General features: G+C 48.7%; 23 protein-coding genes, 2 pseudogenes and 1 riboswitch. Of the genes and pseudogenes, 10 read left to right on the top strand and 15 right to left on the bottom strand.

The genetic code is table 11. From position 1 onward, the window contains the following. Positions 1-810: pseudogene (locus tag BT142_RS10320) on the bottom strand (hypothetical protein); the annotation flags it as partial. Between the two features lie 513 nt (positions 811-1,323). Then, positions 1,324-2,658 carry a family 43 glycosylhydrolase gene (locus tag BT142_RS10325; protein WP_072418120.1) on the bottom strand — a complete coding sequence of 445 codons (1,335 nt, stop codon included), beginning with the start codon at positions 2,656-2,658 and terminating at the stop codon, positions 1,324-1,326. A 242-nt stretch (positions 2,659-2,900) separates the two neighbouring features. Here BT142_RS10325 and metA point away from each other — a divergent pair, with 242 nt between their 5' ends. Both metA and BT142_RS10335 read left to right on the top strand, forming a co-directional pair. Next, a complete protein-coding gene (gene metA / locus BT142_RS10330) occupies positions 2,901-3,839 on the top strand; it encodes a homoserine O-succinyltransferase (RefSeq protein WP_072418121.1) in 939 nt (312 codons plus the stop codon). Beyond that, positions 3,836-4,174, top strand: a complete 339-nt coding sequence (locus BT142_RS10335) for a hypothetical protein (RefSeq protein WP_072418122.1) — start codon at positions 3,836-3,838, stop codon at positions 4,172-4,174. Before metA ends, BT142_RS10335 begins: the two co-directional genes overlap by 4 nt. Positions 4,175-4,866: 692 nt before the next feature. On the opposite strand, the gene BT142_RS10340 is transcribed toward BT142_RS10335, so the two are convergent. From BT142_RS10340 to BT142_RS10355, 3 genes are all read right to left on the bottom strand, one after another. Beyond that, positions 4,867-5,925, bottom strand: coding sequence for an ABC transporter ATP-binding protein (locus tag BT142_RS10340; protein ID WP_072418123.1), 1,059 nt, complete (start codon positions 5,923-5,925; stop codon positions 4,867-4,869). A 431-nt stretch (positions 5,926-6,356) separates the two neighbouring features. After that, positions 6,357-7,217, bottom strand: coding sequence for an ABC transporter permease (locus tag BT142_RS10350; protein WP_072418125.1), 861 nt, complete (start codon positions 7,215-7,217; stop codon positions 6,357-6,359). Positions 7,218-7,233: 16 nt separating this feature from the next. Continuing rightward, the gene (locus BT142_RS10355; RefSeq protein WP_072418126.1) at positions 7,234-8,352 is read right to left on the bottom strand and encodes a CDP-glycerol glycerophosphotransferase family protein; all 1,119 of its coding nucleotides are present in this window, start codon (positions 8,350-8,352) and stop codon (positions 7,234-7,236) included. 284 nt (positions 8,353-8,636) lie between these two features. On the opposite strand from BT142_RS10355, the gene BT142_RS10360 reads away from it, so the two are divergent. Next, a complete protein-coding gene (locus BT142_RS10360) occupies positions 8,637-9,629 on the top strand; it encodes a hypothetical protein (protein WP_072418127.1) in 993 nt (330 codons plus the stop codon). 64 nt (positions 9,630-9,693) lie between these two features. Here BT142_RS10360 and BT142_RS10365 read toward each other — a convergent pair whose 3' ends face one another. The 4 genes from BT142_RS10365 to BT142_RS10380 all read right to left on the bottom strand — a co-directional run bounded on the left by BT142_RS10365 (position 9,694) and on the right by BT142_RS10380 (position 13,292). Next, positions 9,694-10,209 carry a DUF4358 domain-containing protein gene (locus BT142_RS10365; RefSeq protein WP_072418128.1) on the bottom strand — a complete coding sequence of 172 codons (516 nt, stop codon included), beginning with the start codon at positions 10,207-10,209 and terminating at the stop codon, positions 9,694-9,696. A gap of 40 nt (positions 10,210-10,249) precedes the next feature. Beyond that, positions 10,250-11,398 (bottom strand): hypothetical protein, encoded by a 1,149-nt coding sequence (locus BT142_RS10370; protein ID WP_072418129.1) that lies wholly within the window; start codon positions 11,396-11,398, stop codon positions 10,250-10,252. A 197-nt stretch (positions 11,399-11,595) separates the two neighbouring features. After that, positions 11,596-12,528 (bottom strand): hypothetical protein, encoded by a 933-nt coding sequence (locus BT142_RS10375; protein ID WP_072418130.1) that lies wholly within the window; start codon positions 12,526-12,528, stop codon positions 11,596-11,598. A 50-nt stretch (positions 12,529-12,578) separates the two neighbouring features. Further along, positions 12,579-13,292, bottom strand: coding sequence for a hypothetical protein (locus tag BT142_RS10380; RefSeq protein WP_072418131.1), 714 nt, complete (start codon positions 13,290-13,292; stop codon positions 12,579-12,581). 235 nt (positions 13,293-13,527) lie between these two features. Continuing rightward, positions 13,528-13,632: riboswitch (TPP riboswitch) on the top strand. A 102-nt stretch (positions 13,633-13,734) separates the two neighbouring features. On the opposite strand from BT142_RS10380, the gene BT142_RS10385 reads away from it, so the two are divergent. Together BT142_RS10385 and BT142_RS10395 are read left to right on the top strand one after the other, a co-directional pair. After that, complete coding sequence (locus BT142_RS10385; RefSeq protein WP_072418132.1) at positions 13,735-14,316, top strand: energy-coupled thiamine transporter ThiT; 582 nt, start codon at positions 13,735-13,737, stop codon at positions 14,314-14,316. Positions 14,317-14,594: 278 nt separating this feature from the next. After that, a complete protein-coding gene (locus tag BT142_RS10395) occupies positions 14,595-16,007 on the top strand; it encodes a hypothetical protein (RefSeq protein ID WP_072418134.1) in 1,413 nt (470 codons plus the stop codon). Between the two features lie 105 nt (positions 16,008-16,112). Here BT142_RS10395 and BT142_RS19090 read toward each other — a convergent pair whose 3' ends face one another. Next, positions 16,113-17,015, bottom strand: a complete 903-nt coding sequence (locus BT142_RS19090; RefSeq protein WP_072418135.1) for an SH3 domain-containing protein — start codon at positions 17,013-17,015, stop codon at positions 16,113-16,115. Between the two features lie 497 nt (positions 17,016-17,512). On the opposite strand from BT142_RS19090, the gene BT142_RS10405 reads away from it, so the two are divergent. Next, positions 17,513-17,782, top strand: a complete 270-nt coding sequence (locus BT142_RS10405; RefSeq protein WP_072418136.1) for a DUF6809 family protein — start codon at positions 17,513-17,515, stop codon at positions 17,780-17,782. Positions 17,783-18,003: 221 nt separating this feature from the next. Here the strand turns inward: BT142_RS10405 and BT142_RS10410 are convergent, their stop codons facing one another. The 4 genes and pseudogenes from BT142_RS10410 to BT142_RS10420 form a co-directional block, all read right to left on the bottom strand. Beyond that, the gene (locus tag BT142_RS10410) at positions 18,004-18,381 is read right to left on the bottom strand and encodes a hypothetical protein (RefSeq protein WP_072418137.1); all 378 of its coding nucleotides are present in this window, start codon (positions 18,379-18,381) and stop codon (positions 18,004-18,006) included. Between the two features lie 346 nt (positions 18,382-18,727). Continuing rightward, positions 18,728-19,872: pseudogene (locus BT142_RS10415) on the bottom strand (recombinase family protein). 88 nt (positions 19,873-19,960) lie between these two features. Beyond that, positions 19,961-20,128: a hypothetical protein gene (locus BT142_RS19095; RefSeq protein ID WP_175444926.1), complete on the bottom strand. Its 168-nt coding sequence runs from the start codon at positions 20,126-20,128 to the stop codon at positions 19,961-19,963. Positions 20,129-20,310: 182 nt separating this feature from the next. Further along, positions 20,311-20,880 carry a sporulation initiation factor Spo0A C-terminal domain-containing protein gene (locus tag BT142_RS10420; RefSeq protein WP_072418138.1) on the bottom strand — a complete coding sequence of 190 codons (570 nt, stop codon included), beginning with the start codon at positions 20,878-20,880 and terminating at the stop codon, positions 20,311-20,313. A 411-nt stretch (positions 20,881-21,291) separates the two neighbouring features. Between BT142_RS10420 and BT142_RS10430 the strand changes: the two genes are divergently transcribed. From BT142_RS10430 to BT142_RS10445, 4 genes are all read left to right on the top strand, one after another. After that, on the top strand, positions 21,292-21,804 hold the full coding sequence (locus BT142_RS10430; protein ID WP_072418140.1) for a hypothetical protein: 513 nt from the start codon (positions 21,292-21,294) through the stop codon (positions 21,802-21,804). A 47-nt stretch (positions 21,805-21,851) separates the two neighbouring features. Beyond that, positions 21,852-22,325: an NUDIX hydrolase gene (locus BT142_RS10435; RefSeq protein ID WP_072418141.1), complete on the top strand. Its 474-nt coding sequence runs from the start codon at positions 21,852-21,854 to the stop codon at positions 22,323-22,325. After that, positions 22,306-23,034: a deoxyguanosinetriphosphate triphosphohydrolase family protein gene (locus tag BT142_RS10440; protein ID WP_072418142.1), complete on the top strand. Its 729-nt coding sequence runs from the start codon at positions 22,306-22,308 to the stop codon at positions 23,032-23,034. The genes BT142_RS10435 and BT142_RS10440 overlap by 20 nt, the downstream gene beginning before the upstream one ends. A gap of 639 nt (positions 23,035-23,673) precedes the next feature. Next, positions 23,674-23,976, top strand: coding sequence for a hypothetical protein (locus BT142_RS10445; RefSeq protein ID WP_072418143.1), 303 nt, complete (start codon positions 23,674-23,676; stop codon positions 23,974-23,976). A gap of 80 nt (positions 23,977-24,056) precedes the next feature. On the opposite strand, the gene BT142_RS10450 is transcribed toward BT142_RS10445, so the two are convergent. Continuing rightward, on the bottom strand, positions 24,057-25,661 hold a 1,605-nt coding region (locus tag BT142_RS10450; protein ID WP_242871960.1), incomplete at its 5' end, for a recombinase family protein.

Raw genomic sequence — 25,661 nt, forward strand, 5'->3', positions numbered from 1 at the left:
ACCCGTACCCGTGATAACAGCGGTGTAAGTGCCGGGTTCGGTGGGTGCTGATTCGAGGTCGGTCTCGCCCTGCTTGTAGGAAACGGTGTAGTCTGTGGTCGCCGAAAGCGTGGTCTCGCCGACAACTACCGATTCAATCTCAGCGGAGTTGTCTGCCATTGTGACGGTGGTGTTTTCGGCGGTGAGGGTGGTTTTGGTCGATGCAATCGAGAACGTCTTAAACACCCAACCGGTATAGCCGCCCATACCGGCGATTGCAACTTGGTAAACGCCGGGCGCGGTGGGCTTGGCAATTTGGGCGTAATTCTGTTGATAGAGAACGTAGTAGTCTGTGTTTTCACTCAGAGTTTGCCCATTGTATTTTACTGACACAATGTCAGCGGAGTTTTCAGCCAATGTAATGACGGTGTTGTTATCGTCAAGTTCGATTTTGCTTTCTTCTTCGGTTTTTTGGAAATATGCTGTAAAATTGTGCTGAAAAGTGGCTGTTGTGGCATCAACATGGTCACCATTTGTATATTCTACTTCATCTCCTAAATTCTCATCCCAAGCAGTAATTTTAACAAATTCATATCCTTCATTAACCGTTACTCTCAGAGTGTATTCTAATTCCTCATCATCATAATCCATATACAGACTTCCACAATCAGCGCTTCCGCCCGCACCCACAGAATACAGCGTTTCGTCCGCACTCGCCGTGACAGCTGTCATACTTGTTACCGCCTGCGAAATAGGCTCAAAAGGCACCGAGCCTGTCACCATCGACAGTGCCATGATACCTGCTGTTACTCTTTTCCAAGATCGTTTCATAAGAATTCCTCCTTATTCAGATTTTTTTGAAGCGCTCTGCACTTCTTTAGCTGTACTTGTTAGAAAACTATTACCGTTTGGTAATGTTTTCCCTCGTGTTAACAATTATATCACAATAGGTTCAATATTTCAAGCGTTTTCTTAATAATTTATTATTTTAACAGCTTTTTTGTGAATATTCTACAAACATTAACCTGTTTATTTATGATTAGATACAGTGGCGCGAAAAGAGAACTTCACCCTCGTCAGCAGATCCCGAAGAGATCCTCCCCCGACAAGACCCCCGCTCATTAACGTTTTGAAGCCACGTCAAAGGGGCGCAGGAGATGTAAACAATTGGATAATTTTTTGTAAAACAGTTGACTTTTTGCAGAATATCTATTATAATAATAATATAAACCATAAACAACGCGTGATGACAACTGGCGCGTTATTTATTGTGAACTCTTCTATGATCCCCCAAATATAGAAAAAGAACGCTCTCACTGTCAAAGCCGTGGGAGCGTTCTTTTTTTACTTCATGAACACGAACTCTTCGAGCTCGAAGAGGGCTCTGCCCTCGAAGAAGTGCGTCATCCAGTCTTCCTTGTCGAGCTTGTCGTCAGCCACGAGATACACTGCGTGCCTGCCCGTGACGTTCTTCACCTTCGTCCTGTAGACGCCGTCGGAAGTGCCTATCTCCGCCACGCCGATATCCTCGCCTGCGCGGTCGTCGATGCGGATATGCAGGCGGCTGTTCATGCCCGTACCGCGCACCTTGAACGCCGCGGTCATGCTGTCGCCCGTGTAGTCGTCGCCGAAGTCGAAGTACTTGTACCCGAGAACACAGCCGTCCTTGATGCCGACAACGGGTCGTGTGAAGATATCCCTCTCGGTGACGAAGCATCCGCCCGTCAGCACGCAGGCTATCTCGGCAGGGGTCTGTCTGTACGGGTCGAGCGACTTCTCGAAGCCGAGGGAGGTCATCTCAACGGGCGGTATCGTGCCGTCCTCAAGTATCTCGATTCGCTCGACACAGGCGCGGCGCGAGCTTATCGAACCGTTCGTCATGCGGTGGTAGAAAACATACCACTGACCATTGATGCACATGACCGAACCGTGGTCGTTTCCCGCAGGATAATCAACGCCGTTGTCGATGATGTAGCCGCGGTAGGTGAAAGGTCCCGTGGGGCTGTCGGAAGTCGCGTAGGCAAGGCGGCTGCCCTTCCTCGGGGAGTAGATAAGATAGTAAGTGCCGTTTATCTTTCGGGGCGAGCTCGCCTCGAAGAATCGGCGGTCTTCGGGGATGTCCTCGCTGTCGCCGATAACGGGACGCTTGTAGCTTCCCTTGATGACGGTGCGCATATCGGCAGGATCGAGCTCGTTCATGTTCGACTCGGTGAAACCGTAGTAGACGTAAACTCTGCCGTCGTCGTCCACAAGTACGCCCGCGTCGTTGAAGATTCCGTCATCGCCGACCTTCGTATCCTCATCATAGATGTACTGACCGAGACATCTGAACGGACCTTCGGGCTTGTCGGAAACGCCTACCGCGCCCTTTGCGCCGACGATGTAGGAGTAGAGATAGTACTTCCCGTCCTTCTCGACAACGTCGGGTGCGAAACAGAGATTGCGTGTCCAGTCGGTATCGGCAGGACGTTCACCGCCGTCCTTGGTGCGGAAGCTGTCGCCGTGGCACTGCCAATTGTTGAGGTCATCGATGGGCGCCGACCAGACTTTCAGCTTGTGGTCGCAGAATTCCGCCGAAGCCGCACGGTCGTGCGAACCGTAGATGTAGACGCGGTCGCCGAAAACTCTCGGCTCGCCGTCGGGGATGTATTCCCAGAGAGGGAGAAATGGATTTGGCATAAGTATCCTCCTCATGTATCAAGATCGTACATTTATTATACACTATAGAGAATAAAAAATCAATGGTCTTTCGGGCTTTTTTACGCAAAAAAATCCGCACGCGCCTTGCAGGAGATGTTACGTGAGTTCCCGAATTTGGATATAATTTGTAAAATATAGATTAAATGACTCCCTTATACTTGCTTTTCAGCGAGAAAAATGGTATAATGTAATGATAGTACAGAAAAGAGAGGTCTAAAAAAATGCCCATCCAGATACCGAATAATCTCCCCGCATTTTCCACGCTCGAAGAGGAGAATATCTTCGTAATCCCCGATGACCGCGCAGAACATCAGGATATCCGCGCACTGAAGATCGCCATCCTTAACCTTATGCCGAATAAGATCGTGACCGAAACACAGCTCCTCAGACTGCTGTCGAACACTCCCCTGCACGTCGATATCGACCTTGTGCAGACCAGCCATGTCTCGAAAAATACTCCGCAGGAGCATATGCTCAAATTCTACAAGAACTTTGACGAGATAAAGGAGAACCGCTACGACGGCTTTATCATCACGGGCGCACCCGTCGAGACCATCGATTACGAGGATGTAGACTACTGGGATGAGCTTTGCGAGGTATTTGAATGGAGCAAGCGGAGCGTTTACTCGACCATCCACATCTGCTGGGGCGCGATGGCAGGGCTTTATTACCACTTCGGCGTGCCGAAGCACCTGCTCAAGCGCAAAATGTCGGGCGTGTTCCTGCACAAGACACTCGACCACAGCCACCCGCTGATGAAGGGCTTCGGAGATACCTTCTTCTGCCCCCACTCCCGCAATACCGAGATCCGCCGCGAGGACGTGGAGAAGATAGAGGAACTGGAGATACTCGCAGAGTCGAATGAGGCAGGTCTGCACGTTCTTTCCGACCTGTCCCACCGCAGGATATTCCTGCTGGGCCACTGGGAATACGACCGCGATACCCTCGCAGGCGAGTACGAGCGCGACCTCAACAAGGGCCTCGACCCATTCAAGCCCCGCCACTATTTCCCCTACGGCAGCGTGAACGCCAAGCCGCGCTTCAACTGGTGCTGCTCCGCGAACCTGTTCTACGCGAACTGGCTCAATTACTGCGTTTATCAGAAAACGCCCTACGATCTCGCACAGCTCGAACCCCTTGATGAGGATATCCGAAGATGACCTACGAACAGCTTGAAAAACTCCGCAATATGACCCCCGAAGAGGCCGACAAAGCCGCCGACCTCGCCGCCGCCGCCGAAGCGGTCATCGCCGAACACCCGTTCAAAGGCAGACCGCGCTCCCTGAGATTCCTCGGCGCAGGTTTCGGATGCATGGAGGTCTTCTGCAACGACGGCGTTTTCACCGTCGTCCGCAACAACGGCGAAGACCTCGACCCTATCCTCGAACTCCCCGACTTCAGACACGCTTTCATAGCCCTCATAAAACTCATCTACGAGGGCAGACAGCCCGAATCCTTCGCCGAAGAACAGTACGACGAGATCTTCGGGGAGTGAGTGTTGACTTAACTTGAGGAAACCCGCTTTAGCTGCGGACGTCCGCCTTAGCTGCGCACGTCCGCCTTAGCTGCGCACGGCTTGAAGAAAGCTTCTTCCCTTGCCGTGAATAGCTAAGGCGGCCCACATTCCAAAGACTTTTAATATTGTCGTTTGATAGATGTGATTTGGAAGATAGACTATCACCATTTCAAGAGAAAATGTCTGACTGCATGGCGGGGGCTTGCTCCCGCCGCTTTTTTTGCTATCTCATATCTAATCGCCCATGTCTCAATGTGACCGAATATCGCCAACTGAAATGTCAACAACCCTTGACCGTCTTTTTGGCAAGGGGCATACAATTGAAGAAAAGAACCACGATCTTTCCGATAAACACAAAGTAGGTAAGAAACACCCACAAGCCAAAAAGTATTAAAAATTTTAGGAAAGGGGTTTGGGGGAGAACCCTTTTTTAAAAGGGTTTCCCCCAATAGACTCTCTACCCCAAAAAGAAAAACTAAAGCAAAAAGCCGTCTTTATCCAAGACGGCTTTTTGCTTTACAGTAAATATGATGGAGAAAAATAATATGTGGTTCGGTTTAAGTTATGCACCCTGAGTGCCCTGCACCTGTGGTGCTGTAACTTTTTCTGTACTCATTCTACCTCTCGAATGTGATAGTTTTGTGATAATGCATTGAAAGTTCTTCCAAAGTTCAAGAATTTTCTGAATTTTCAGCATTTTCGGCTTTTTTTTCGGTATCATCCTGAGGATTTTCGTTTTTCTCGGCTTCGGCTGCCAGTTTTTTGTCGCGTATCTGGCGGAGCTGTTCAAGGCGAGCCTCAGCGATGCGTTTATTTTTAAGGTTTTTCTCGCGTTTTTTGCGGCGTATCTCTTCGACGTCCTTGTTATACATTTCGAGAGCGTCGAGCACAGTGCCGTCATACTCGACCTTACCGCCTTTGAGGTAGATAGCGCGGTTGCAGGTAGTCGTGAGCGCGTCGGTGGAATGAGACACGAAGAGCACGGTCACGCCCGAGCGGATAAGATCTTTGATAGCGGCGCGGCATTTTTTCTTGAAGCGAGCGTCGCCGACACTGAGCGCCTCATCGATAACGAGGACTTCGGGTTTGATGCTGATATTGATAGCGAAGCCGAGGCGCATTTTCATACCGCTGGAGTAGGTGCGCACGGGCTGGTCGATATACTCATCGAGCTCGGAGAATTCGATGATATCGTCCTCGACCTCAGCGATATCCTGTTCGGAGAGACCGAGCAGCAGACCCTTCATGTAGATATTTTCCCTGCCCGTCATTTCGGGTGAGAAGCCTGCTGTCAGTTCAAGCAGAGCCGCGACCTTACCGCGGACGGTGATATCGCCGCTTGTCGGGAAGCTGACGCCCGTGATAAGTTTAAGTATCGTGGATTTGCCCGCGCCGTTTCTTCCGACGAATCCCACCGACTCACCAGGGTAGATAGTGAAATTCACGCCGTTGAGAGCGCTGTGCTGTTCGATGCCCTTATTGCCTGTGAACATCGCCTTGAAGCGTGCCTTATCGCTCTTATATAGATAGTAGCTCTTGACGACGTTATTGAATTCCACGGCAGGTTCGGCGTTGTAATCGGGCTCGGGGAAGTCGTCGAGGTCGATCGCTTCGAGGTCTGAATTCAACTCTTTAACAGGCTTTTCGGCAGGGGCAGTCTCGGGGGGCTGTTCTGTTTTTTCTGTCTTTTCTTCTTTTTCTGCCGTTTTCTGCTCTGTGTTTTCGCTCATATACGGTCTCCTTGTTATGGGTTTGAGGTCTTGGCTTTTGGGTTGTGTTTGGGAGTGTTTCGCCTTTGGCGAAATTGGGTGTTTGGCTCGAATCGCTTGCGCTCTCTCGCCAAAATAAAATCGGCAAATCGTGTGTTCTTTTTCGTTGGGCTGAAGCTGTCGGGGCGCGCCTTTCGGGACGGTTTTTCGGGATTTGCCGATTTTATGATGTTTGTTGGTTGGTGTGCTTTTTGTTGCGCCTTTGGCGCAATCGAGAGTTTCACTCTCGTGCTCTTGACCAAAGGCTTCCGCCTCTGGACTCTGACCAGCGCGGTGGCGCTGGACCCACTGATACGCTCCTCGTTTGTGCGGGTCCTTCATTTTGAGCTCGGAAAGTGCGTTTTGCAGGGGCTCTGATTATTTCTGATCCGTCTGCGAAATGGACACCTTTTTTACAGTACGTCGGGGATGAGTTTGCGCAGCTTACGGTAGAAGTGGCTGCCTATCAGTATCAGGATTATCATCTCGCCAAACATTATCGCGGTCTCAAGCAGATTCTCCTTATCAATGAGCGGCTGACCGTACAGGAATGTTCTGCGGTATCCGTTGATGAAATAGTTTATCGGGTTCAGATACAGACTCTTGCGGATGATGGGATTCTTGACTTTCACCGTGTCCCACACAATGCCCGACAGCCAGAACAGCCCCGTCATGATGGAGCTGACAAGGTTCTCGAAATCCTTGCTGAATGCCGCCATCGGTGCGGTCGTCCAGCTCAGTATCCAGAAGAAAAGGAACATCAGCGGACAGTAGAAAAAGAATTGCAGATTGTATATGCTCGGCGCAAAGCCCTTGATGATGAGCACGATATACATTATCGCCACAAGGATGAAATGTATGAAAAGTGACGACAGGTTCGTGAAAGTCATGATGTTCGACATCGGGAAGCTCAGCTTCGTGACGTACTGCTTGTTGTGCCGTATCGAACGTGCGCCGTTGAGGATAGCATCGCTGATGTAGAACCACGGCACGTAGCCGGTCAGCATGAAGAAGAATCTCGGGTAGCCGTTCACCGTTCCCGAACCTCTCAGTCCCACGGCGAACGCGAACCACAGTATGAACAGCGTGAACGAAGGCTTTACTATCGCCCACGCAGGACCGAGCAGTGCGCCTTTGTATGTGCTTTTGAGGTGGTTGATCGCAAGGTGCAGTATTTTTTTCCACTGACCCATGTGCTCGGCGAATATCATTCCCACGCCTGTGCTTTTACCGCCTTTGGTCGTGTAGAAATAATTCGATCTTGTAGTTGACATATATTATCGTGTCTCCTTATCTCCCTTTTGTCAGGAAATCCGCGATGCGTTCGGTGGCTTTGCCGTCGCAGGCGGACATATATTTCGTTCTGAAATCGGCGTATGCGCCCATGTCGCTCTTTTCGAGCTCTTCCGTCACGGCGTTTTTGAGCTCACCCTCGTCGGTGATGACGGGGCATGGCATATCGCGGCGGATATCCAGGTACATATCGCGTTTTTCAATGTAGTCGTCCAGGTCGGGGCACCACAGCACCATCGGCTTGTCCATCAGCGTGAACTCGAACAGAGCCGAGCTGTAGTCGGTGATGAGCATATCCGCGCAGCAGAGCAGCTCATTCGTGGTCATGTCAGCCAGGTCGCAGATGCCGTCCTTCACTCTCGGGTGCATCCTCACCGCGGTGAAACAGCCTTCAAGCGAGGTCTTGAGCCGCATCACGGCTTCATGCCCCTGTGTCTGCGCGTCCGAAGCGCCGCCGCGGAAAGTTGGCAGGTAGAGTATCAGCTTTTTGCCGTCAGTCTCGGGGTGCAGGCGTCTGAGCTTTGCGCGGCATTCGGCGCGGTAGCCTTCATCGAGAAGCAGGTCGGTGCGGCTGACGCCCGTCGCCTTTGCGACGCCTTTTTTCAGTCGGAAAGCCTCTTCAAAAACCTGTACGCACTCTTCCGAGCTGACGGTCACGAGGTCGATGTTCTTCGCGACGCTGCCCCTGAAATCGGGCGGTATATCGTCCTTGGCAGCCCATCCGAACTTCTTTCCCGCGCCGCAGGAGTGCCACAGCTGAACGACCCTTGTCTGCGGACGTTTTGTGCAGCCGTGCAGCGGCACGAAGTAGTTGCAGACCACAACGCCCCCTGCCGACGCATATGCCTTCATGAACCGCCGCATAAACCCCAGCTGTCCTGCAAGCCCCGTCCTGCTGAAGTCGCAGAACATAGGCTTCACATCAAAACCGCGTCTTTCCAGCTCTGCCATGAGTGGCAGCATAGATTCGGGTGGCTCGGTGCAGTTTGAGTCGGCAAATATTACCGTTCGTTTCTCGGGCTTCTTACCCATTCCCGAACGGAACCACAGCGGCAGAAGAGTTCTCTGCAAGATGTATTTCATGCCGTGCTTCAGCGCACGCTTATCAAATGACAAAGCAACTCCCCCTGTCCATATGGCATAAACCGACAATTATAATGATACCATAATATACCGAAAAAATCAATGACCTACTTATAAGTATTTTGTTTCGCGTATGTAGATTAAAATGTGCAAATTCCACAATCACCGAAAGCTGCTGCCGTGTCTGATTATTCATCTGTAATACATTAAAAATTTATAATAAAAATTAAAAATGTAGTTTTTGTTTCTTGACAAAGCTGTGATTATATAGTAAAATATAAATACAAAATCCACTCTGAGGAAGGAGAACGGTAATTATGTTATTGAAAAGACTTACTTCACTGCTTGCAGCCTGCGCACTCGCCATCGGGATGGGTACGTCAGCTTTCGCGGATAAGGATGAGAAAAAAGAAGAAAAGAAAGAACCTGTCGTTGCCGAGGGCTACGAAGCAGACAAACTCACAGCCGAGCGTGAACCTGCCCTTTCCTTCGATTCGGACAGCTACAAAAGCTATCTGCATATGACTCGCGACGGCGATAAGGCGGGTCTGAAATTCAAGAATGAGACCGATGTGTTCTATCAGGGGCGTTCGCTGTGCATCTCCGCATCAAAGTCGGTGAGCGGCTTCCTTGCCATGTCGGGCGTTTCGGTGGGCACGAGCAACACTCCGCTGATGGAGAACGCTCCCGAGCGTGAGGACAGTGACAGCTACTCCATCGTGGGTCTGGCGCTGTATGCCGAGGACTTCGGACTGCCGTCCTTCGACGGATGCTTTTTCAGCTTCGCCTACAGGATGACCGAGTCGGACAGCTACACTCTGCTGGGCAAGAGCGTGTTCGTTTACGGCGCGGACGACAATGACGTTCGTGTGACAGACAAGTTCGCGACCCTCACCTGCGACAGCGTCCTTGAGGACAACGTGAACAAGTACAATACCATGGGCACATACTCGCTCCCTCTGGAAGCGGGCGCAACAAGGGTCATCTTCGACATACCCGTGACGGGCAAGACCGATGGCGCAGTGCTCTACCTTGACAATATCACCATTCAGCTCCCCGATTCGGCGGGCGACCTCAGCTATGTCAAGAACGTTGACGGCTACAACGTAAAAGCCGAAAAGCACGACGGTGCTGACGAGATACAGGTCAAGGAGAACAACAAGAAGGATCTCAATTCCCTTATCAGCAAGATCAAGACCGACAAGCGCACGATAACCCCCGTGATAATCGTGGTCATCGTGGTGGCGGCGCTCGTTGTGCTGTCGGGTATACTTATCGGCATCAGGTATCTGAAGAAACGATTCTACTGAGCCGATCAGCTAACTGTACAAAAAAAACGACCGATATCGGATGCGTTCCGATATCGGCCTTTTTTTACATTGAAGTTATATCTTTCTTTATATCCGCAGCGTTGTCCGAGATGACAAGGATAGTGAAGCCCTCATAGGTGAATACCTCGGCTTTCTGAGCCTTTTCCGCTTCGGCGGGTGCGTAGCCCTCGTAGACCTGCGCACGCTGAGCAGCGCGGTCTTTGAGAACGCTCTCGTCTGCACCCTTGAGCACCGAGACCTCATCGGCATACTGCCCCGATTCCTCGAAGATTATGCCGCCGTCGGTGAGTGACTCGGCTTTCACGCCGTAGAGCTTTTCACACACACTGTTGAAATCCTCGCTCCCGAGATCGGCGCGGACCGTCATCCTTTCGGCTTTCCCGCTTGCGGCCACTCTGTCGAGTATTGCCGCCGCGGTCAGCTGTTCCTTTTGTTCGTTTGCCTCCGATGAACTGCGTTCGTTTCCGCTGTCATCAGGGGTGCTGCCGCAGCCGCTCATCATCAGTATCAGAGCCGCCGCCAGCAGTGAAGGCAGTAACTTTATCTTTTTATGTTTCATGAAATGCTCCTTTCACGGGAGCATTTTCTGCCCCCTTATATTATTCTTCTGTAATGTCGGCTTTCTCCTCTGCGGTCGGGTAGCTCTTACCCTCGTCATTCTCATTCTTTGTCCAGCGTGCGGAAACAGGCTGACCGTCCTTTACATCCACGTAAACAAAGCCCGTGATGTCAACGTCCGCGAATATCTCGCTTATCTTCTGTGCGATAACGTCGTCGGTGGGGTTCTTCAGGTCGAAGAAGTACTCGCCGTCAGCTATCTCATTCTCGTAGCAGGTCTGAGCCGCCGCGTTCCACATGGTCTTGGAGTTTGCAAGCTGAACGTCGGTGCTCATCTCAGCGCTGTTATCCTCGTCGGTATTGGGATAGAACTCGCCCTCGTCGTCGGCGTTCTTTGTCCAGCGTGCGGCTACGGGCTGACCGTCCACAACGACAACATCGATGAAGCCGTCAACTTCCACTTCGGTGAACATCTTGCTGATGCTCTGAGCAATTGGGTCGTCGGTCGGTGCAGTAACGTCGAAGAAATACTCACCGTCGGGAACTTCGTTCTCACAGCAGAACTCACACGCCGCGTTCCATGCGGTCTTGGAGTTTCCGAGCTGTGCGCTGTACATCTCGTCTTCGGGAGCGCCGACGTTCAGGTAAGCCGAAGTCTTGCCGTCGAACTCAAAAACGCTTCCGACAAATCCTATCTCGAAGTCGTCGCCCTTGATGGTGAACGAGAAGCAGTCTATCTTTCCGTTGTCGAAGGTCTCGGTCAGGTCGGTCTGAATGGTGTAGTTATCGATGGTGTAATCGCCCTTGACGTTCTTCATCTCGTCGTGTACACCGTCCCACGACTCCGAGAACAGGTCGTTCCATGTCTCGTCATCGAGCTTTTCGCCATAGGAGCTCTCGACGACCTTCGACAGAAAATCTCTGTCCATAGCCTCGGCATAGGTCTCCTTGTCGTTGTGCTGTGCCGCCGCCAGCTGTAAGTAGATGTTGTTCTTTACAGCCGCATCGGGGTCGTCGGGGTCTGCGGTCTTGACGTCGTAGGTATTGGTAACTGCCGCCGCCGCGTTTGCGGGAGCCTCTGCTACCTCCTTGGCGATCTCCTCAGTGTCGCTGACGCTTCCGCATCCTGCGAAAGAAAGTGCTATAGTCATAGCTGCCATTCCTGCGATAAATCCTCTTGTCATTTTCATAATGATACCTCCATCAAATATATTTTAAGGCAACACCGCACAACCACCGGCTCGCGCCTTTACGTCTGTCGTATCGGCTCCTTACAAGTATCATTATATTGTCGTGATGTATCCTTTTTATATCCTCGGATGGTCTTTTGTGAGGTTTTTGTGTATACATCGGCGACACATGAGGGCATCGCGGGGACACACGGCTGTCAGCGGCCGGCAGTATCGGGCTGCTGCCAGATGGGTGTGTAGTCTCCCTCGTGAGCGGGGTATTCGCCGATTATGGGCTGTTCTTCGTCGGGGCTCTTCCACTGGGCGTAGACCTTGCCGTTCTTTATGAGCAGGAACATCTGTCCCTCGTTCACGCTCGGGTCGAAAGCGAAACTCTCTGCGACTGCCGACTTTATCGCGTCGAGTGCGTTGTCGGGCGACTCTATAGCCGCGAGCTCTCTGATGTCGAAGGTGTAGCTGCCGTCCGCCAGCTTGCCGAACTTCTCCGCCGCAGCTTCGGCAGCGTTTCCGATTATTCGTGCGTTGTTGTCGGCGATGCCCTGGACTTTCTCCTCCATAGGCTTATTGATGCTGACGTCATTTTCGAGAGCCGCGCCGTATCTGCCATCCTTCGAGTACGCGAAGGCGTAGTACTTCGCCCCTCCTGCCATAAATGACACCGAGTACACACTGACGCTGTACACCTGTTCCTTATCGGCCTGCACCACCAGATCATCGAGCTCGCCGTCGTAGCTGCCTGCGGTCTGCGAGATCATGTCAAACAGTTTCATTATCATCTCGTCCGACTGTTCCTCGGTCATGAGTTCGGCGCTGGTGTCGCCCATCTGTTCTGCCGCAAGCTCAGCCATCAGGTCATAGGACATCGCCTTCTTGAAGCTCTCGTAGTCGCCGTCCTTCGCAGCCTGAAGCTGTGTCTTGATGCAATCGATAAGCTCGGTACATTCGCTGTTGTCAAGAGTCTCGACGTTAAGCTCTGTTTTCGAGCTGTTCTCTGCCTTGCTCTCATCGGAAGCGCTCGTCTGCGCCTCGGTCTTGACCGCCGAAGAGCCGTTATCCTCACCCTTCGCCGAGCAGGCGGTTACCGAAACCGCCATAATCACTGCGGCAAATGCCGCCGCTATCTTTTTCATCTTTTCCTCCTCAATAAAAAAGCCGCACTCGCCAAAGTGCGGCTCGGGTATTATTTCTTCTTTTTCTTTCCGAACAGCTTTTCTTTCAAAGACTTCTTGTTCTTTTCGTTTATCTGCTTGATGGGGTCACCGAAGCGAGCCTTGTTCTCGGCGTCGGTGTAAGTCTTTTCGATCTCGGTATTCTCCATGATGAGGTTGAACTGTTCAAACAGCATCTTCTGTTCGAGGAGCATTGTCGCGTCCTCACAGGTCTCTGCCTCGCCGCTCTCAATAAAATTTCTGAGCTCGCCCAGATACTTCATTTCCGAAAGCGAGATGAAAGTCACGCGCTTTTCGAGGCCTTCTGCGAAAGCATCCTTCTCGGCGATAAGCTGAGGTTCTCTTTCTTTGAGTATCTGTATCTGTTCGGCGATACCCTCGTTGACTTCATGCTGATGCTGCAGCTCTGCATCAAGGCGGTACTTGTACAGCGAAGAGAAGAAGATAGTTCCTCCGACTCCAACGAAAAGTCCCAGCACGAGCGCGGGGAGCAGATGTGTCGCGATGAGCACCAGGAAAAACAGCACAAGTCCTGCGGCTGCCGAGACGCCTATGCCTTTCGTGAGCTTATCCTTCAGGTTGAAGCTTGCGGTAACGAAAGTATCCTCATGGATGTACTTTGTGATGTACTCCTGATTTTCACGGTTCTGAACGATGGCTTCTTCTTTCTGGAGATATCGTCTGTAATACTCCTCCGCCTGTTCTATGCGTTCAAGCTCTGTCATATTCCAACAAATCCTTCGTCAAATTAATATAGGGCGTAATGCCCCCTCCTATATACATTTACAATTATAACATAACCTTGCAGTGTTGTCAAGAGTTTTTTAATAATTTTGACTATAAATCAAATTCAAAGCGATTTCGCGCAGAATCTACAATAAATTTTAAGAGATTATTTTCATATGACCTATTGACAAGAGGGCGGCGGCGTGATACAATTATTACGGCTTAAAATAGTATATTTTTTTGCAGGGGAACTGTCGTCAAGGCGGTTGAGAGGAGCGAAAGCCCGACCCTTTGAACCTGTCGGTCAACACCGTCGTAGGGAGCAAGCCATGCTGAGCTACATGACTATGTCTTTACGCACGTCTGAACCTTCGGACGTGTTTTTTGTTTGTTGATGTGTGTTCGACGGTCCGCCTGCGTATGAAAGGCGGTCTTTTTATTATGAAGAACAAAAAAACGCTCATGCTGGTCGAGGGTGCGGTAATGGTGGCACTCTCATTCGCCCTCAGCTTTGTAAAGCTGTTCGCTCTGCCGCAAGGCGGTTCGATAACCCTGCTGTCGCTGCTGCCGATAACGGTATACGGCATCCGAAACGGCTGGAAGGCGGGTCTCGGGGCAGGCTTCGTTCTGTCGCTGTTCATGTTTTTCCAGGGCATCTCCGAGGGTCTCCTCGGATGGCTTCCGACCAAAACGATGCTTGCGATAAGCATCCTGTTCGACTATTTCATCCCGTTCACCTGCCTGGGTCTTGCAGGACTGTTCAAGGCTAAAACGCCCTTAAAACAGTCGCTTTCCATTGCGGCGGTTCTGCTCGTGAAGTTTTTCTGCCATTTTATCAGCGGCGTTATCTGCTACGGCGAGTACGCGGCTGCGTGGGGCGAGTTCTTTGCACGTCACAAGACGCTTTACAGCGCGTGCTACAACTCATACAATCTGGTAGAGCTGGTGACGACCTCTGTAGCGGCATTCTTCATACTGAAAAACCCCGCAATATCAAAGAAGATCGCTCACTCCAAAGCATGACACCCGAAAAGACTTCCCTCGCGGAAGTCTTTATTTTTGCGCAGCCATGACGGATGACGATTGTCACTTTTTGGTTGAGAAGTGTCATTTTTGCATCGAAGGGAATTGACTTGTTTTTATTTATATGTTATACTTTAAATGTTAAAATTATTTTAAGGGGGGGGATCTGTATGGCAGTTACAGGTTTCGGGTTAATATTCCTGATCCTTGCGGCGATCACGGCGGCTGTCGGGATCATTTTCTGAGACAAATGAGATATATCTGAAAGGAGAAACACTATGAAAAAAATAATTGCAGGACTTATCGCATTCTCGATGGCTTTTGCAGCTGTCGGCTGCGGAAAGATCGATGACGAAAAATCGGGCGGCAGTGAGGAGAAAACTTCCGAGAGCCGCGGTGAGGAAAGCTCGGAGGATACCTCTTCCGAGGAGGGCTCCGATGACGGCAATACGGAAAGCACGGAGGAGAGCAAGGACGACTCCGGCGGGAACAGCAAGCCTGCCGCCGCCATTCCTGCGGCAAGCGGCTTCGTCAACGAGTCGAATCTCCTGATAGTGGACAAATATCAGAGCGATGACAATGATGCCTACGACACCGATGTACTCTGCCTTGTGATGGAGAAAGCGATCGAACAGTATAACTGCATCATCGACCGCGATGCGGATGGTTATATCAACTCCCTGAATTTTAAAAAGCTGGTCAACTCAAACGGCCTTGAAATAATTGCGAAAGACGAATACAACGATCTCCCCGACGCCGAGCTGTCGGTCTATTACATTCCGCTGCTGACCATCTCCGACGTGATGCAGGATGAGATCAGCAAACTCGAAAGTCAGTACAGCTCATCAGGAAACGAGAACGAAAGCGATCTTCTGAGCGCGGTCATCGAGATGATGAAAGAAAAGACAGACAGTATGACCGCTGATGATTACAGCAAAACAGACCTGATGAACGAATATTCGGCGTACAATTATAACTTCGGCGGCATTGAGGATGAAAAAGAAGTTTCCGAAGCTGTTCCCGAAGATTTTGCGAAGGACTACGCAAACTACCGCTACGTCCACGACGACAGCGCGATCTACGGCATCGAGATAGACGAGTATGCCTCAAACGAGCGCGGCGTGTTCATGGAGCTTGACATGGTAGTTGCCTGCGGCGACTGGGAGTACATCTTCGATGAAGTCCACGCTTGGATCATCGACGGCGAAGTGGGTATCATGATCGACAACTTCAGCATCGAGGAAAACGAGGTCAAGGGCATGACCCTCGATGAGATCAGGGAAAGGATGGACACGAACACCTACACCGTCTCCAGCAACACCAACGCAAAGACCGCCTACAATGCTGCTGCGGTCTATCTCGCGGACAGAGAGGTCGAAGGTGTGTCGTTCGAGGAGGTCATGAAGAACGGCGAGTTCAGGGATGCAGAGGGTGACGAAACGCTCGGTCTGAGCTTATCGCTTACGAAAGCGCCCGACAAGAAGGGCGATGCGTTCCTGTTCAATTCGATGCATGACATTGGTATCACGACAGGCTTTGTGTATCTCGGGGTGATCGACTATAAGAATATGGAGTTTTTCATCCAGTATATCGACGAGAATGGTCATATCGGGCAGTATCCGCACCCGATCAACAACAGCGATTCCGGAAAGGTGGTCTTCGGCACCTATTACGTGAACAGCGACAACTGAAAACAAGCAGCCGCCCGGGCACTGACCCGAGCGGCTGTTTTGTTTACTGTATTGTAGGTGAAGATGAGTTCGTTGATAAGCGGCGGGGCCGCGCCTTTCCTGCTGTCACTCACAGGTGGGGTTGAACCAGTCGCCGTCGTAGGTCATTATCCAGCCGTACTGTTCGCCGACGCTGACGTAGCACCACTTGACGCTGAAATAGTTGTAGCCCTCACGCTTTACGGAGGTGCCTTCGTCCAGCTTCATGATGACTTCGTAGCCTTCGCCCGGGCCTGCGTAGAGATTCAGACCGCCCATGCGCTTTACGGTGAGTTCGTAGCGGTCGCTGCCGTAGTAGTAATCGTCGGGTAGAACGGTGGTAACGGTGGGGTTCTTTGCCGAGAGCATGGATTTCGGCACCCAGCCGTCGGCATTGTCGTAGTTTATGTAGCTCCAGGTCTCACCCGATTTTGGGTCGAGCTGTTCGGCGTGTATCGCGAGAGCTGTTCCCGAGGGAACTTTGACGCTCAGCCGCTCGTAATCGTAACCGGGGCCTATCCTCACGGGGAGTTCATCGACTATGACGTACATCATCCCGTACAGGTCGAGAAATTTCGGCGTTACGGTCTGCTTGTAGGGGTCGGTGGTAGTCGTTGTGGTCGTGGTGGTAGTAGTCGTGGTCGTTGTTGTTGTCGTTTTTGCCTTTGTACCCTCCGCAGGAGCGGCGGCAGGCTCTGCAAGCTGCGGTTCTTCGTCAGCCGAAGCCGCGATGACCGTTCCCGAGCGGTTGCCGCTGTCCATCCTGTCGCGCATGAACAGAGCCGCCCACACGACCGAACCCGCCACGAGGCAGAGACCCATGCAGATGCACAGGAGCTTGTATATCCCTGCGTTGATCTTGACCGAGCGCTCGCTTTCGTACCCGTGCGCCGAGGAGCCCGATGTGCCGTAGACTATCTTCTCGCACTCGGGGCAGAATACGGTGCCGTCCGAGTCGGGGTGTTCTTTTCCGCATCTTTTGCAAAACATACTGTCACTTCCTTTCTTTCGCTCTGTTTTTTCTCTCTGAGCGAAATGATATTTCATATTCCTCAAAACGGCGTTATTCCGCCGCAATTACATTATAATCGCGGTATGTGTAAAAAATATTTGCCGAAGTTGATAGAACTGTGAAACTTAGACTACAGCGCAATAACAAATGATTACGGCGATTACAGGCAAGTTACAAAACGGGCGCAGAAAAATGCGTCAGGCGCGTTTTCCTCGTAGATTTCGGCAAAAAAGTGCCGCTCGGCTATTGATTTTTTGTGGTAAATGTGGTATTAAAATCCCCACCAACCCCGTCCTAAGCTAATTTGCTATATATCGTCCAAAACCCGCGCAATCACGCATTTTACTCGAACACGTAGCAAGACACTTTTGTTCGACTTGACGCAAGTTTCAATATAATAGTTGACCAAAAGTTGTCCGCCATAGGCTAAGACAGCGGAATATATCGTAATCAAAATAATAAGGAGAGATGCTTTATGAAAAGTATTATTGATCTGATCTATTACAGCGATTATTTCCGCACAACCGACAACAGCAGCTTGAGTGATGAATACATGTCGGCTGTTGACAGGGTTTGTGAAGCCGAAAAACAGCTTCTTACCCGCCTCCCCGAGTGCGCCGAGTTTTTTGAAGAGTATCAGGACGCGCAAATAGCTGTGACTTCGCTTGCGCAGCGATATGAATTTGCAAAGGGTATGCGTGTGGGAGCGCAGCTGATACTTGAACTCACCAAGCCGCTATTATAGTATCTCTCACGCATAGAGTTCTGAAGATAAACGGCACTGAGAGTTATCCACGATAAAACGGCAAATCCTTATTCCATTTCGATTCAGTGCGAGGAAAAGCTGGGGTTTAATTGGCTAAAATCCTTGTACAATCGGTAATAATACAAGAACAGTCCCGACAGAGAGCTCCGTCGGGACTGCTGTATTTTTGTTATATTTCTATCGCTTCGGTGCAAAGCGGCTTATTTTACTTCGACCTTCACGCCGTCGAACACAATGGCTTCAACAGCGCTTATGTCTATCGGTTCGTTGTCGGCAAAGGAAACGTCCCATTTCATTTCTCGGTTGGTTCCTCCCCAGCCTCCGCCGGAATATCGCAGAGATTCGCAGCTGCCGTCCTTATAAATGATCTCCAAAGTCGGTTCTTTATCATCAAAAGGATATTTTTCATCTTGCCCCAAAACCCTTATTTCCAATGGACTTATCCTGACTGTTATCGGCTTGCCTTCATATTCGCCTTCGAGCTTTATCGCGTTTTCCGCAAGTTGCGCCGAGTCTATGTCAAATACCACGCTGCCGTGATATACCGTGTTAGTTGGATTGAATGGAAAATCTACCACACTATTTTGCTGTAAAACAACGATATTACACGGTTTTTAGCTTTGATGCTTGTTGGTTTTCAGGCTTTATCTACCATTTTGTCTACCATTTTTTCAATGGTTTTCTCATTCGGCACTCAAAGTCCCTGAATCCACAAAGCTAAGTGCTTGCTGTATTCTACCATTTACGGATTGTCCGTATCCTTATCTTCCTTCTCGTTGCCCTCGTTGCCGTCCAACAGTCTTGCAATTGTTTCAGCCGATTCTTTCTTTGAATGAAAATCAAGATGACTGTAATAGTTTGCCGTTGTCCCCTTGCCAAATAGTAACACGCTTTCGCATGATTGATAAATATCGTAAATACGCCCTAAAACAGGCTTCTTTTGTCTTTCAACGGTTCATCGAGCAGCTTGTAGTAGATATAAATATCACGGGGCTGCCCCTCAACATAGGCATCGAGTGTAATATACTCGATAAGCTCCAAACACATCTCACGGGTAAGCTCCTGCACATCGGTGTATTTTCTCAGGCGCTCCATGAACAGTGCAACATCTTCTTCGTCCTGCCTGATCGTAGCAAACTTTGCTTCAAGCTCCTCAACTTCCTCAGACAGCTTCTTCTGCTCGGCTTCATATTTCGCTATGAGCTTCATCGCTACGACCTCAGAAACCTTGCCGAGGACTTTGTCCTCGTAGATGTTCTGGATCAGTGTGTCAAGCTCCTGCAAGCGGTATCTGCCCTCTGTCAGCCTCTTGGTGTCAACGGAATACTGCTCCTCGTGGTGCTTCGCCTTGCGTGCGAGAAACTCCGCTTTTGCCTTTTCCTCGTCCTCTACTACAAGCTGTGCAATCGACACACCGTCCTCATTGAGCTTGTCAGCGATGTGGCGCGGACTTATTCCGCTTGCCCGCATTTCAAAGATATTGCGGACGATAGGTGCTGCATCGGGATCGATCACAGGCAGATGATTCGGATCATCGCCTTTCGTGTAACCGAACGGAGCGCAGGTCGTGCGGTACTTGCCAGCCTTTGCATTGGCTTCAATAACTGCCTTGATCTTCTTACTCGTCGAAGCGGCGTGCCACTCATTAAATAAGTTGACGATCGGCATCATATCAAGTGCGGAGGTATCCTTGCTTGCAGTATCCACATTATCGTTCAGGCAATGAAGCGGATATTGTAACTTGGAAAAATGTAGTCCACATATCTGCCGACCTCGATGTAATTACGACCGAAACGGGACAGGTCTTTACAGATGATAAGATTGATCTTTCCAGACTGCGCATCGGACAGCAATCTCTGCACCGCAGGTCTGTCGAAGTCCGTACCGCTCCAACCGTCATCGACGTAGGTATCAACGAGATTCCAACCTTGCTCCTTGACATACTTGGTGAGGATAAGTTTCTGGTTTTCTATTGACAGGGATTCGCCGGCTCTCATATCCTCCTGCGAGAGGCGGACGTAAATTCCTGCATTGTAGGACGAATTTCGTCCCATGGTCTGCTTTGCCATTATAACTCCTTTCAAATCAAAGCAGTACCATACCGACATCTTCAGTATAGCGCAAAATGCCAGTATAGTCAATGCCTTGCCGACAAAATTACGCCAGTGTTTCTTTTAAGGCTCTTTCAAAAGCGAGCCTGCCGATCACTTCGTCGATATTTTTCTCTCCGACGAAACGGCTGTGAACGATGTACTTCTTCCCGTCGATCTCATATTCCGAGACACGCTCGGGGAAATCCTTGTACTTCTCGTTCAGCTCAAACATGCCTCAATCTTCACGAACTGCCAGTATCTCTTAATATGCAGATAAGACCGACTGCTTTCACGATCGGTCTCATCATACACTTTTCTATTGCACTATTTTGTGTTTACACAGAATTTTGGGGTGAGTCGTGTGCGTCCAAATTGGTGCTTCCTGAACGCCCGGCTTTTTCTGCTTTTTCGATCTCAATAAAACATACGCCTGATAGTATCTGCACATTCAGCTATCAGTTCCTGACATTTTGGGCGTTGTATCGGTCTTCTGAACATTGAACGCATTGGTGTCGGGTCCTCTGAATAGGCTTTGGTTATGGCGTGGCGTATGCTTCGTTCTACGCAGGACATATCAACGCCGTATTTTTGAGCGATCTCAGGATAAACATCCTTGCTCAGACAATAAAGCTTATCCGGTTTTACAACACACATTACTATCGATTCGGCAAGATACAGATATCCTTTCAGTGCACGGGATATTCCCAGGGAAAGTATGGTATCTATTGTCATATCTTCTATTTTTCTTTCCAACGGGGTAGAAACAGTCATTTTTATGTAGCTGTAGAGTGTCTCCTCACCGTATCCGGAAGGCATTTCGTACCTAACCCCACAGTGTATGGGCTGTTCATTTGAACTTTGCAGTACGAATGTATAGTCCTGCACTTTGAGTACATTACCATTTGCAACAGCATTTATATTTTCTTTCTTTAATCTGTCTGCAAGCTTTGTCGCCAGCAGTTCTTCTTTTTCTTCAATGATCATACTTCATCCAAACCTTCCTTAATATTTTTACATTGATCCAATATTGCATCAAGTGCATAAATGATCATATTTGACAAAGTACTTCAAATATGGTAAAATAACATACATATTAATTTTTGTGGTTATCCCGCTGACACACCACAAAAACAGCGGCTATACAGAACTTAAGGTTCTTGGCGTATATCTTTCCCCCGCCGCAGGCGGGGGAAAGATATGGGGCGCTCAATTATCCTTTTGTTTACCGCATTTTTAGTTGGTGTGCTAAAGGGATAGTCATATTAATTTTTAATGAGTAAGTTGTACATCCCATAGGTGAAATACGCAGCCGTATGATTAATTATACAGGATTACTGGGTATTATTCAATGAAATGATCTTGCAAGTTTCCTGCAAGTTTTTGAAAGGATAGTTTATGGAAAGAACATTAAGACAAAGGATCAAAACGATCAAAGAGATAAAAAATCAGCACGGTATGTCTATTCCGCAGATACAGGATATAGTAGCCGATCACGGCGGTTATGTATCTCCGAGAACAATGTATGACATTTTTGCTGACGGTTCTGAGGAAAAGAATTTTCATTATCAGTCCATTGCACCGATATATGAAGCGCTTATAGATGTTTATGGTGATGATTATTCCTCGGATGATCTTATTGCTCTGAAGCAGATGCTGAAAGAGCGCAATCGTCAGATAGATGATCTTCTTGTACAGCTTGAAAGCAAGCAGGAAGAATTTGATAAGCGACTGGCGATATATGAGGAGCGCAGAAAAGCATATGAACGTTCCATATCCCTGCTTGAAAAGCAGCTTGATAAGCTTGACCGACTTCTTTTCGACCGTGACAGAATGCTTCAGCAGCTGCTTGATGCCTATTTGAAGAATGGAGATACAGTTCAGTCAGCGGTAGTAAATGCATCGGACTGATATGAGTATCAGGATATAAAACCAGTATTGACAAAGGAGGATCTGCCATGGAATTGTGGGATCTGTATGACCGCAAAGGGAACAGAACGGGAGAAGTCTGGGAACGCAGACACGGAAATTTTCTTGAGATACCAATGGGTCGTTACCATCTGGTGAGTGATGTACTGGTACAGCATAGGGACGGTACTTTTCTTCTGTGTAAAAGACATACCAGCAAAGATGTTTACCCCGGATACTGGGAAGCAGGTGCGGGAGGTTCTGCGTTGCAGGGTGAAAATGCCGAAGAATGTGCAAGGCGTGAGTTGTTTGAAGAAACAGGTCTTACGGTGGAAAAACTTGAACTGATAAACATAGCATTCAGCGATAAAAGTCATAGTCTGGTATACTGTTTTACTGCGACCTTCGATTGCCCAAAGAACACAGTTGTTCTTCTGGAAACTGAAACGACGGAATACAAATGGGTAGATGCGGCAGGACTGATAGAGTATTCGGAATCAGATCTTGCTATCTCATTGCGGTGAGGTCGATGAAAATGGTATCCGACCTCGTTCCGATGCGATCGATCTTAATATTTTCAGTACTTCGGGCGAGTATCAGCCGTACACCTGGGAGGGCTTTGTTGTTAAGATATCAGATAAGATAGCATATCTCGGAAGGGATATTGAAGATGCGGTCAGATTAGGCTTTATCGGAGTGCATGAACTCAGAGAACTCGGTAGAATTGCGAGACGATATGGAGAATCGACCATCAACACTACAGTAATAATACATGATTTTATTGTAAGTATCTGTGAAACCAGCTCGCCGGATACTGGAATAATGCTTGGTGAAGACTATAATGAGATGTTAAATGAGATAAAACGGTTCAATTATGAAAAGATATACAAAAACAAAAAGTTTGATAGATATAAAAAGTATGTAAGTACTGTGATCAGGGCGATATATGATATACTTATAGACACGTATTTGGGCGCAGATACCATAAAGAACCTGTTGAATATGAGAAAACTTTTTCCAATGCTGATACCTGATTTCTTAGACCATCTTGATAAATATCTGTCTCCTGAATTACTTGGAAATGTACTCGGCAAGTATAAGCGCTATGATAATGAAAAGATATACGGATGTCTTGAAACAAAGCAGATCTACGCGCAGGCGATAATAGATTTCATATCTGGAATGACTGACAGATACGCTATAGAGGCATACAACGAATTGTTAAGATACTGACTTGTGAAGGTAAGCAGTATATCGTGTGGTTTCGTATGCTGCTGATATAAATATCAAAACTGCGAATTTGACAATAACGATCATACATCTACTTGACACCCAATGATAATAATGATATAAAAGCAGCTCTTCTTTCTGAATAATAATTCAGAGAAAAATTATTCAGAAAGTGAAAAAATGATTGACCTAAAATATTTAGGAAAATACAGAGAAAACGATCGGATAGAGGAGGCAAAAAGAGGTCTCGCGTTGAGGCCTCTTACTTGTTCGCCCGACGGGCAAATTCTAACGGGTGAAACTCTCGAGTGTGTGTAGTCAAGAGCTTAACAGGAAATTTTTGCATATTGCTGACTTTTTTGCTCGAGTGCTATTTGCAAGCCATTAACAGAAAAGCATTATATCCCTATATACTATTGTGCTTTTGACGGAAAACTTGGATATTTTATCTGCAAACCTGAAGTGAAGAATAGATAACATTTAATCAAAGCGGATCATAATAATGGAAGAAATAAAAATAGAAATAGACGAAGAATTGCTTGAACAGCTTATTGACTCAGATCGGGATCTATGGTATATTTATTGATAAGAGCCACAGCGTGAATTCAGTGCGAGTTAAGCTGAATACAAAGGAGGTTTACTATGAAAAAGAAAGAAGAAACAGTGCTGACACAGGAGGAGATCCGTGATTTTATCGTTCACTATGTTAGTGGCAGACGAAACAGATTTTTATCATATTTTTACTCTCCTCTGAAACGCCGTAAATACAGGCATTTTCGGCATTTGGGGTATTATTGCCGCAAAGCTGATTTTGTTCATATTATCTCAAATCTTCTCATATTTTCTCATATTTTTGACTTCATCTGTGGTAAAATTGTGGTAAAACTCAGGCTGTTTTTATGCCTGCTACTCGCTTCATTTCACGCTCAGCGTCCTCAAATCTGATATGAGTATAGGTGTTCAAAGTAGTCCCTTTGCCAAATGGTAACACACTTCGTATGGTTGATAAATAACGTAAATGCGCCTTAAAACAGGCTTCTCTTGTCCTTGAGCGGTTCATCAAGCAGCTTGTAGTAGATATAAATATCACGGGGCTGCCCTTCCACATAGGCATCAAGGGTGATATACTCGATAAGCTCCAGACACATCTCACGGGTAAGCTCCTGCACATCGGTGTACTTTCTCAGTCGCTCCATGAACAGGGCTACATCTTCTTCGTCCTGCCTGATCGTTGAGAACTTTTCTTCAAGGTCAGCAACTTCTGCGGACAGCTCTTTCTGTTCGGTCTCATACTTCGCTATCAGCTTCATCGCCACGTCCTCAGATACCTTGCCGAGGACTTTGTCCTCATAGATATTCTGGATCAGCGTGTCAAGTTCCTGCAAGCGGTATCTGCCCTCTGTGAGCTTATTGGTGTCAACGGAATACTGCTCTTCGTGGCGCTTTGCCTTGCGAGCGAGGAATTCCGCCTTTGTCTTTTCCTCGTCCTCTACAACAAGCTGAGCGAGACTGCGAATATCTTCAAGCACAATAGCGTCCATATCTTGCATTTTGATGTAGTGGCTGGGACAATAACGCTTGCCAAACTTCATGTAAGAGGTGCAGTTGTAATTGTGGCGAAGATACTTTCTCGGCTTTTTCTTACTGCCGTTCGTGGTGTTGTTCCACGCAAGGCGGACTTTGTTTCCGCAGTCCTGACAGTAAATAAGTCCACTGAGGTTAGCAACATAGCCACTGCTGTTACGCTTGCCCTGCGATACCGACTGCTCCATCTCACGCACTCTGTCCCAAAGCTCCTGAGAAACAATAGCTTCGTGCGTATTTTTCACAACGATCATATCTTTCTCGTCATTTTTGATGACCTTATGATTCTTATAGCTGACCGTTCTGGTGCGGAGCTGAACAAGATGTCCGAGATAGGTGTAGTTGTGAAGTATCTGCCTGACGGATTCCGGACTCCACATATGCCTTGTGCGGCGAGGATTAGGCTTGCCAAGCTTTGCATAGTAATAGTCCGAGGGGATCGGTACGCCGTCCTCATTGAGCTTATCAGCAATGTGATGCGGAGATATTCCGCTTGCCCGCATTTCAAAGATGTTGCGAACGATAGGTGCGGCATCGGGATCGATCACAGGCAGATGATTCGGATCATCGCCTTTCGTGTACCCGAACGGAGCGCAGGTCGTGCGGTACTTGCCAGCCTTTGCATTGGCTTCGATGACAGCCTTGATCTTCTTGCTCGTAGAAGCAGCGTGCCACTCATTGAACAAATTCACGATAGGCATCATGTCAAGTGCGGAGGTATCCTTGCTTGCAGTATCCACATTGTCGTTCAGAGCGATGAAGCGGATATTGTAACTTGGAAAAATGTAATCCACATATCTGCCGACCTCAATATAATTACGACCGAAACGGCTGAGGTCTTTGCAAATGATAAGGTTGATCTTTCCCGACTGAGCATCGGACAGCAATCTCTGCACCGCAGGTCTGTCGAAATCAGTACCGCTCCAACCATCATCGACGTAGGTATCCACAAGATTCCAACCTTGCTCCTTGACATACTTGGTGAGGATAAGTTTCTGGTTTTCTATTGACAGGGATTCGCCGGCTCTCATATCCTCCTGCGAGAG

The sequence above is a fragment of the Ruminococcus sp. YE71 genome (genome assembly GCF_900119155.1).
Classification (GTDB): Bacteria; Bacillota; Clostridia; order Oscillospirales; family Ruminococcaceae; genus YE71.

What these genes read in the sequence shown, in the direction of transcription:
- BT142_RS10445 (WP_072418143.1), top strand. Translation starts at nt 23,674, where the DNA reads ATGAAAAAGAAAGAAGAAACAGTGCTGACACAGGAGGAGATCCGTGAT.
- BT142_RS19090 (WP_072418135.1), bottom strand. Translation starts at nt 17,015, where the DNA reads ATGTTTTGCAAAAGATGCGGAAAAGAACACCCCGACTCGGACGGCACC.
- BT142_RS10435 (WP_072418141.1), top strand. Translation starts at nt 21,852, where the DNA reads ATGGAATTGTGGGATCTGTATGACCGCAAAGGGAACAGAACGGGAGAA.
- BT142_RS10335 (WP_072418122.1), top strand. Translation starts at nt 3,836, where the DNA reads ATGACCTACGAACAGCTTGAAAAACTCCGCAATATGACCCCCGAAGAG.
- BT142_RS10385 (WP_072418132.1), top strand. Translation starts at nt 13,735, where the DNA reads ATGAAGAACAAAAAAACGCTCATGCTGGTCGAGGGTGCGGTAATGGTG.
- BT142_RS10325 (WP_072418120.1), bottom strand. Translation starts at nt 2,658, where the DNA reads ATGCCAAATCCATTTCTCCCTCTCTGGGAATACATCCCCGACGGCGAG.
- BT142_RS10350 (WP_072418125.1), bottom strand. Translation starts at nt 7,217, where the DNA reads ATGTCAACTACAAGATCGAATTATTTCTACACGACCAAAGGCGGTAAA.
- BT142_RS10380 (WP_072418131.1), bottom strand. Translation starts at nt 13,292, where the DNA reads ATGACAGAGCTTGAACGCATAGAACAGGCGGAGGAGTATTACAGACGA.
- BT142_RS10365 (WP_072418128.1), bottom strand. Translation starts at nt 10,209, where the DNA reads ATGAAACATAAAAAGATAAAGTTACTGCCTTCACTGCTGGCGGCGGCT.
- BT142_RS10340 (WP_072418123.1), bottom strand. Translation starts at nt 5,925, where the DNA reads ATGAGCGAAAACACAGAGCAGAAAACGGCAGAAAAAGAAGAAAAGACA.
- BT142_RS10420 (WP_072418138.1), bottom strand. Translation starts at nt 20,880, where the DNA reads ATGATCATTGAAGAAAAAGAAGAACTGCTGGCGACAAAGCTTGCAGAC.
- BT142_RS10375 (WP_072418130.1), bottom strand. Translation starts at nt 12,528, where the DNA reads ATGAAAAAGATAGCGGCGGCATTTGCCGCAGTGATTATGGCGGTTTCG.
- BT142_RS10430 (WP_072418140.1), top strand. Translation starts at nt 21,292, where the DNA reads ATGGAAAGAACATTAAGACAAAGGATCAAAACGATCAAAGAGATAAAA.
- BT142_RS10360 (WP_072418127.1), top strand. Translation starts at nt 8,637, where the DNA reads ATGTTATTGAAAAGACTTACTTCACTGCTTGCAGCCTGCGCACTCGCC.
- BT142_RS10405 (WP_072418136.1), top strand. Translation starts at nt 17,513, where the DNA reads ATGAAAAGTATTATTGATCTGATCTATTACAGCGATTATTTCCGCACA.
- BT142_RS19095 (WP_175444926.1), bottom strand. Translation starts at nt 20,128, where the DNA reads ATGTTTGAGCTGAACGAGAAGTACAAGGATTTCCCCGAGCGTGTCTCG.
- BT142_RS10370 (WP_072418129.1), bottom strand. Translation starts at nt 11,398, where the DNA reads ATGAAAATGACAAGAGGATTTATCGCAGGAATGGCAGCTATGACTATA.
- metA (WP_072418121.1), top strand. Translation starts at nt 2,901, where the DNA reads ATGCCCATCCAGATACCGAATAATCTCCCCGCATTTTCCACGCTCGAA.
- BT142_RS10395 (WP_072418134.1), top strand. Translation starts at nt 14,595, where the DNA reads ATGAAAAAAATAATTGCAGGACTTATCGCATTCTCGATGGCTTTTGCA.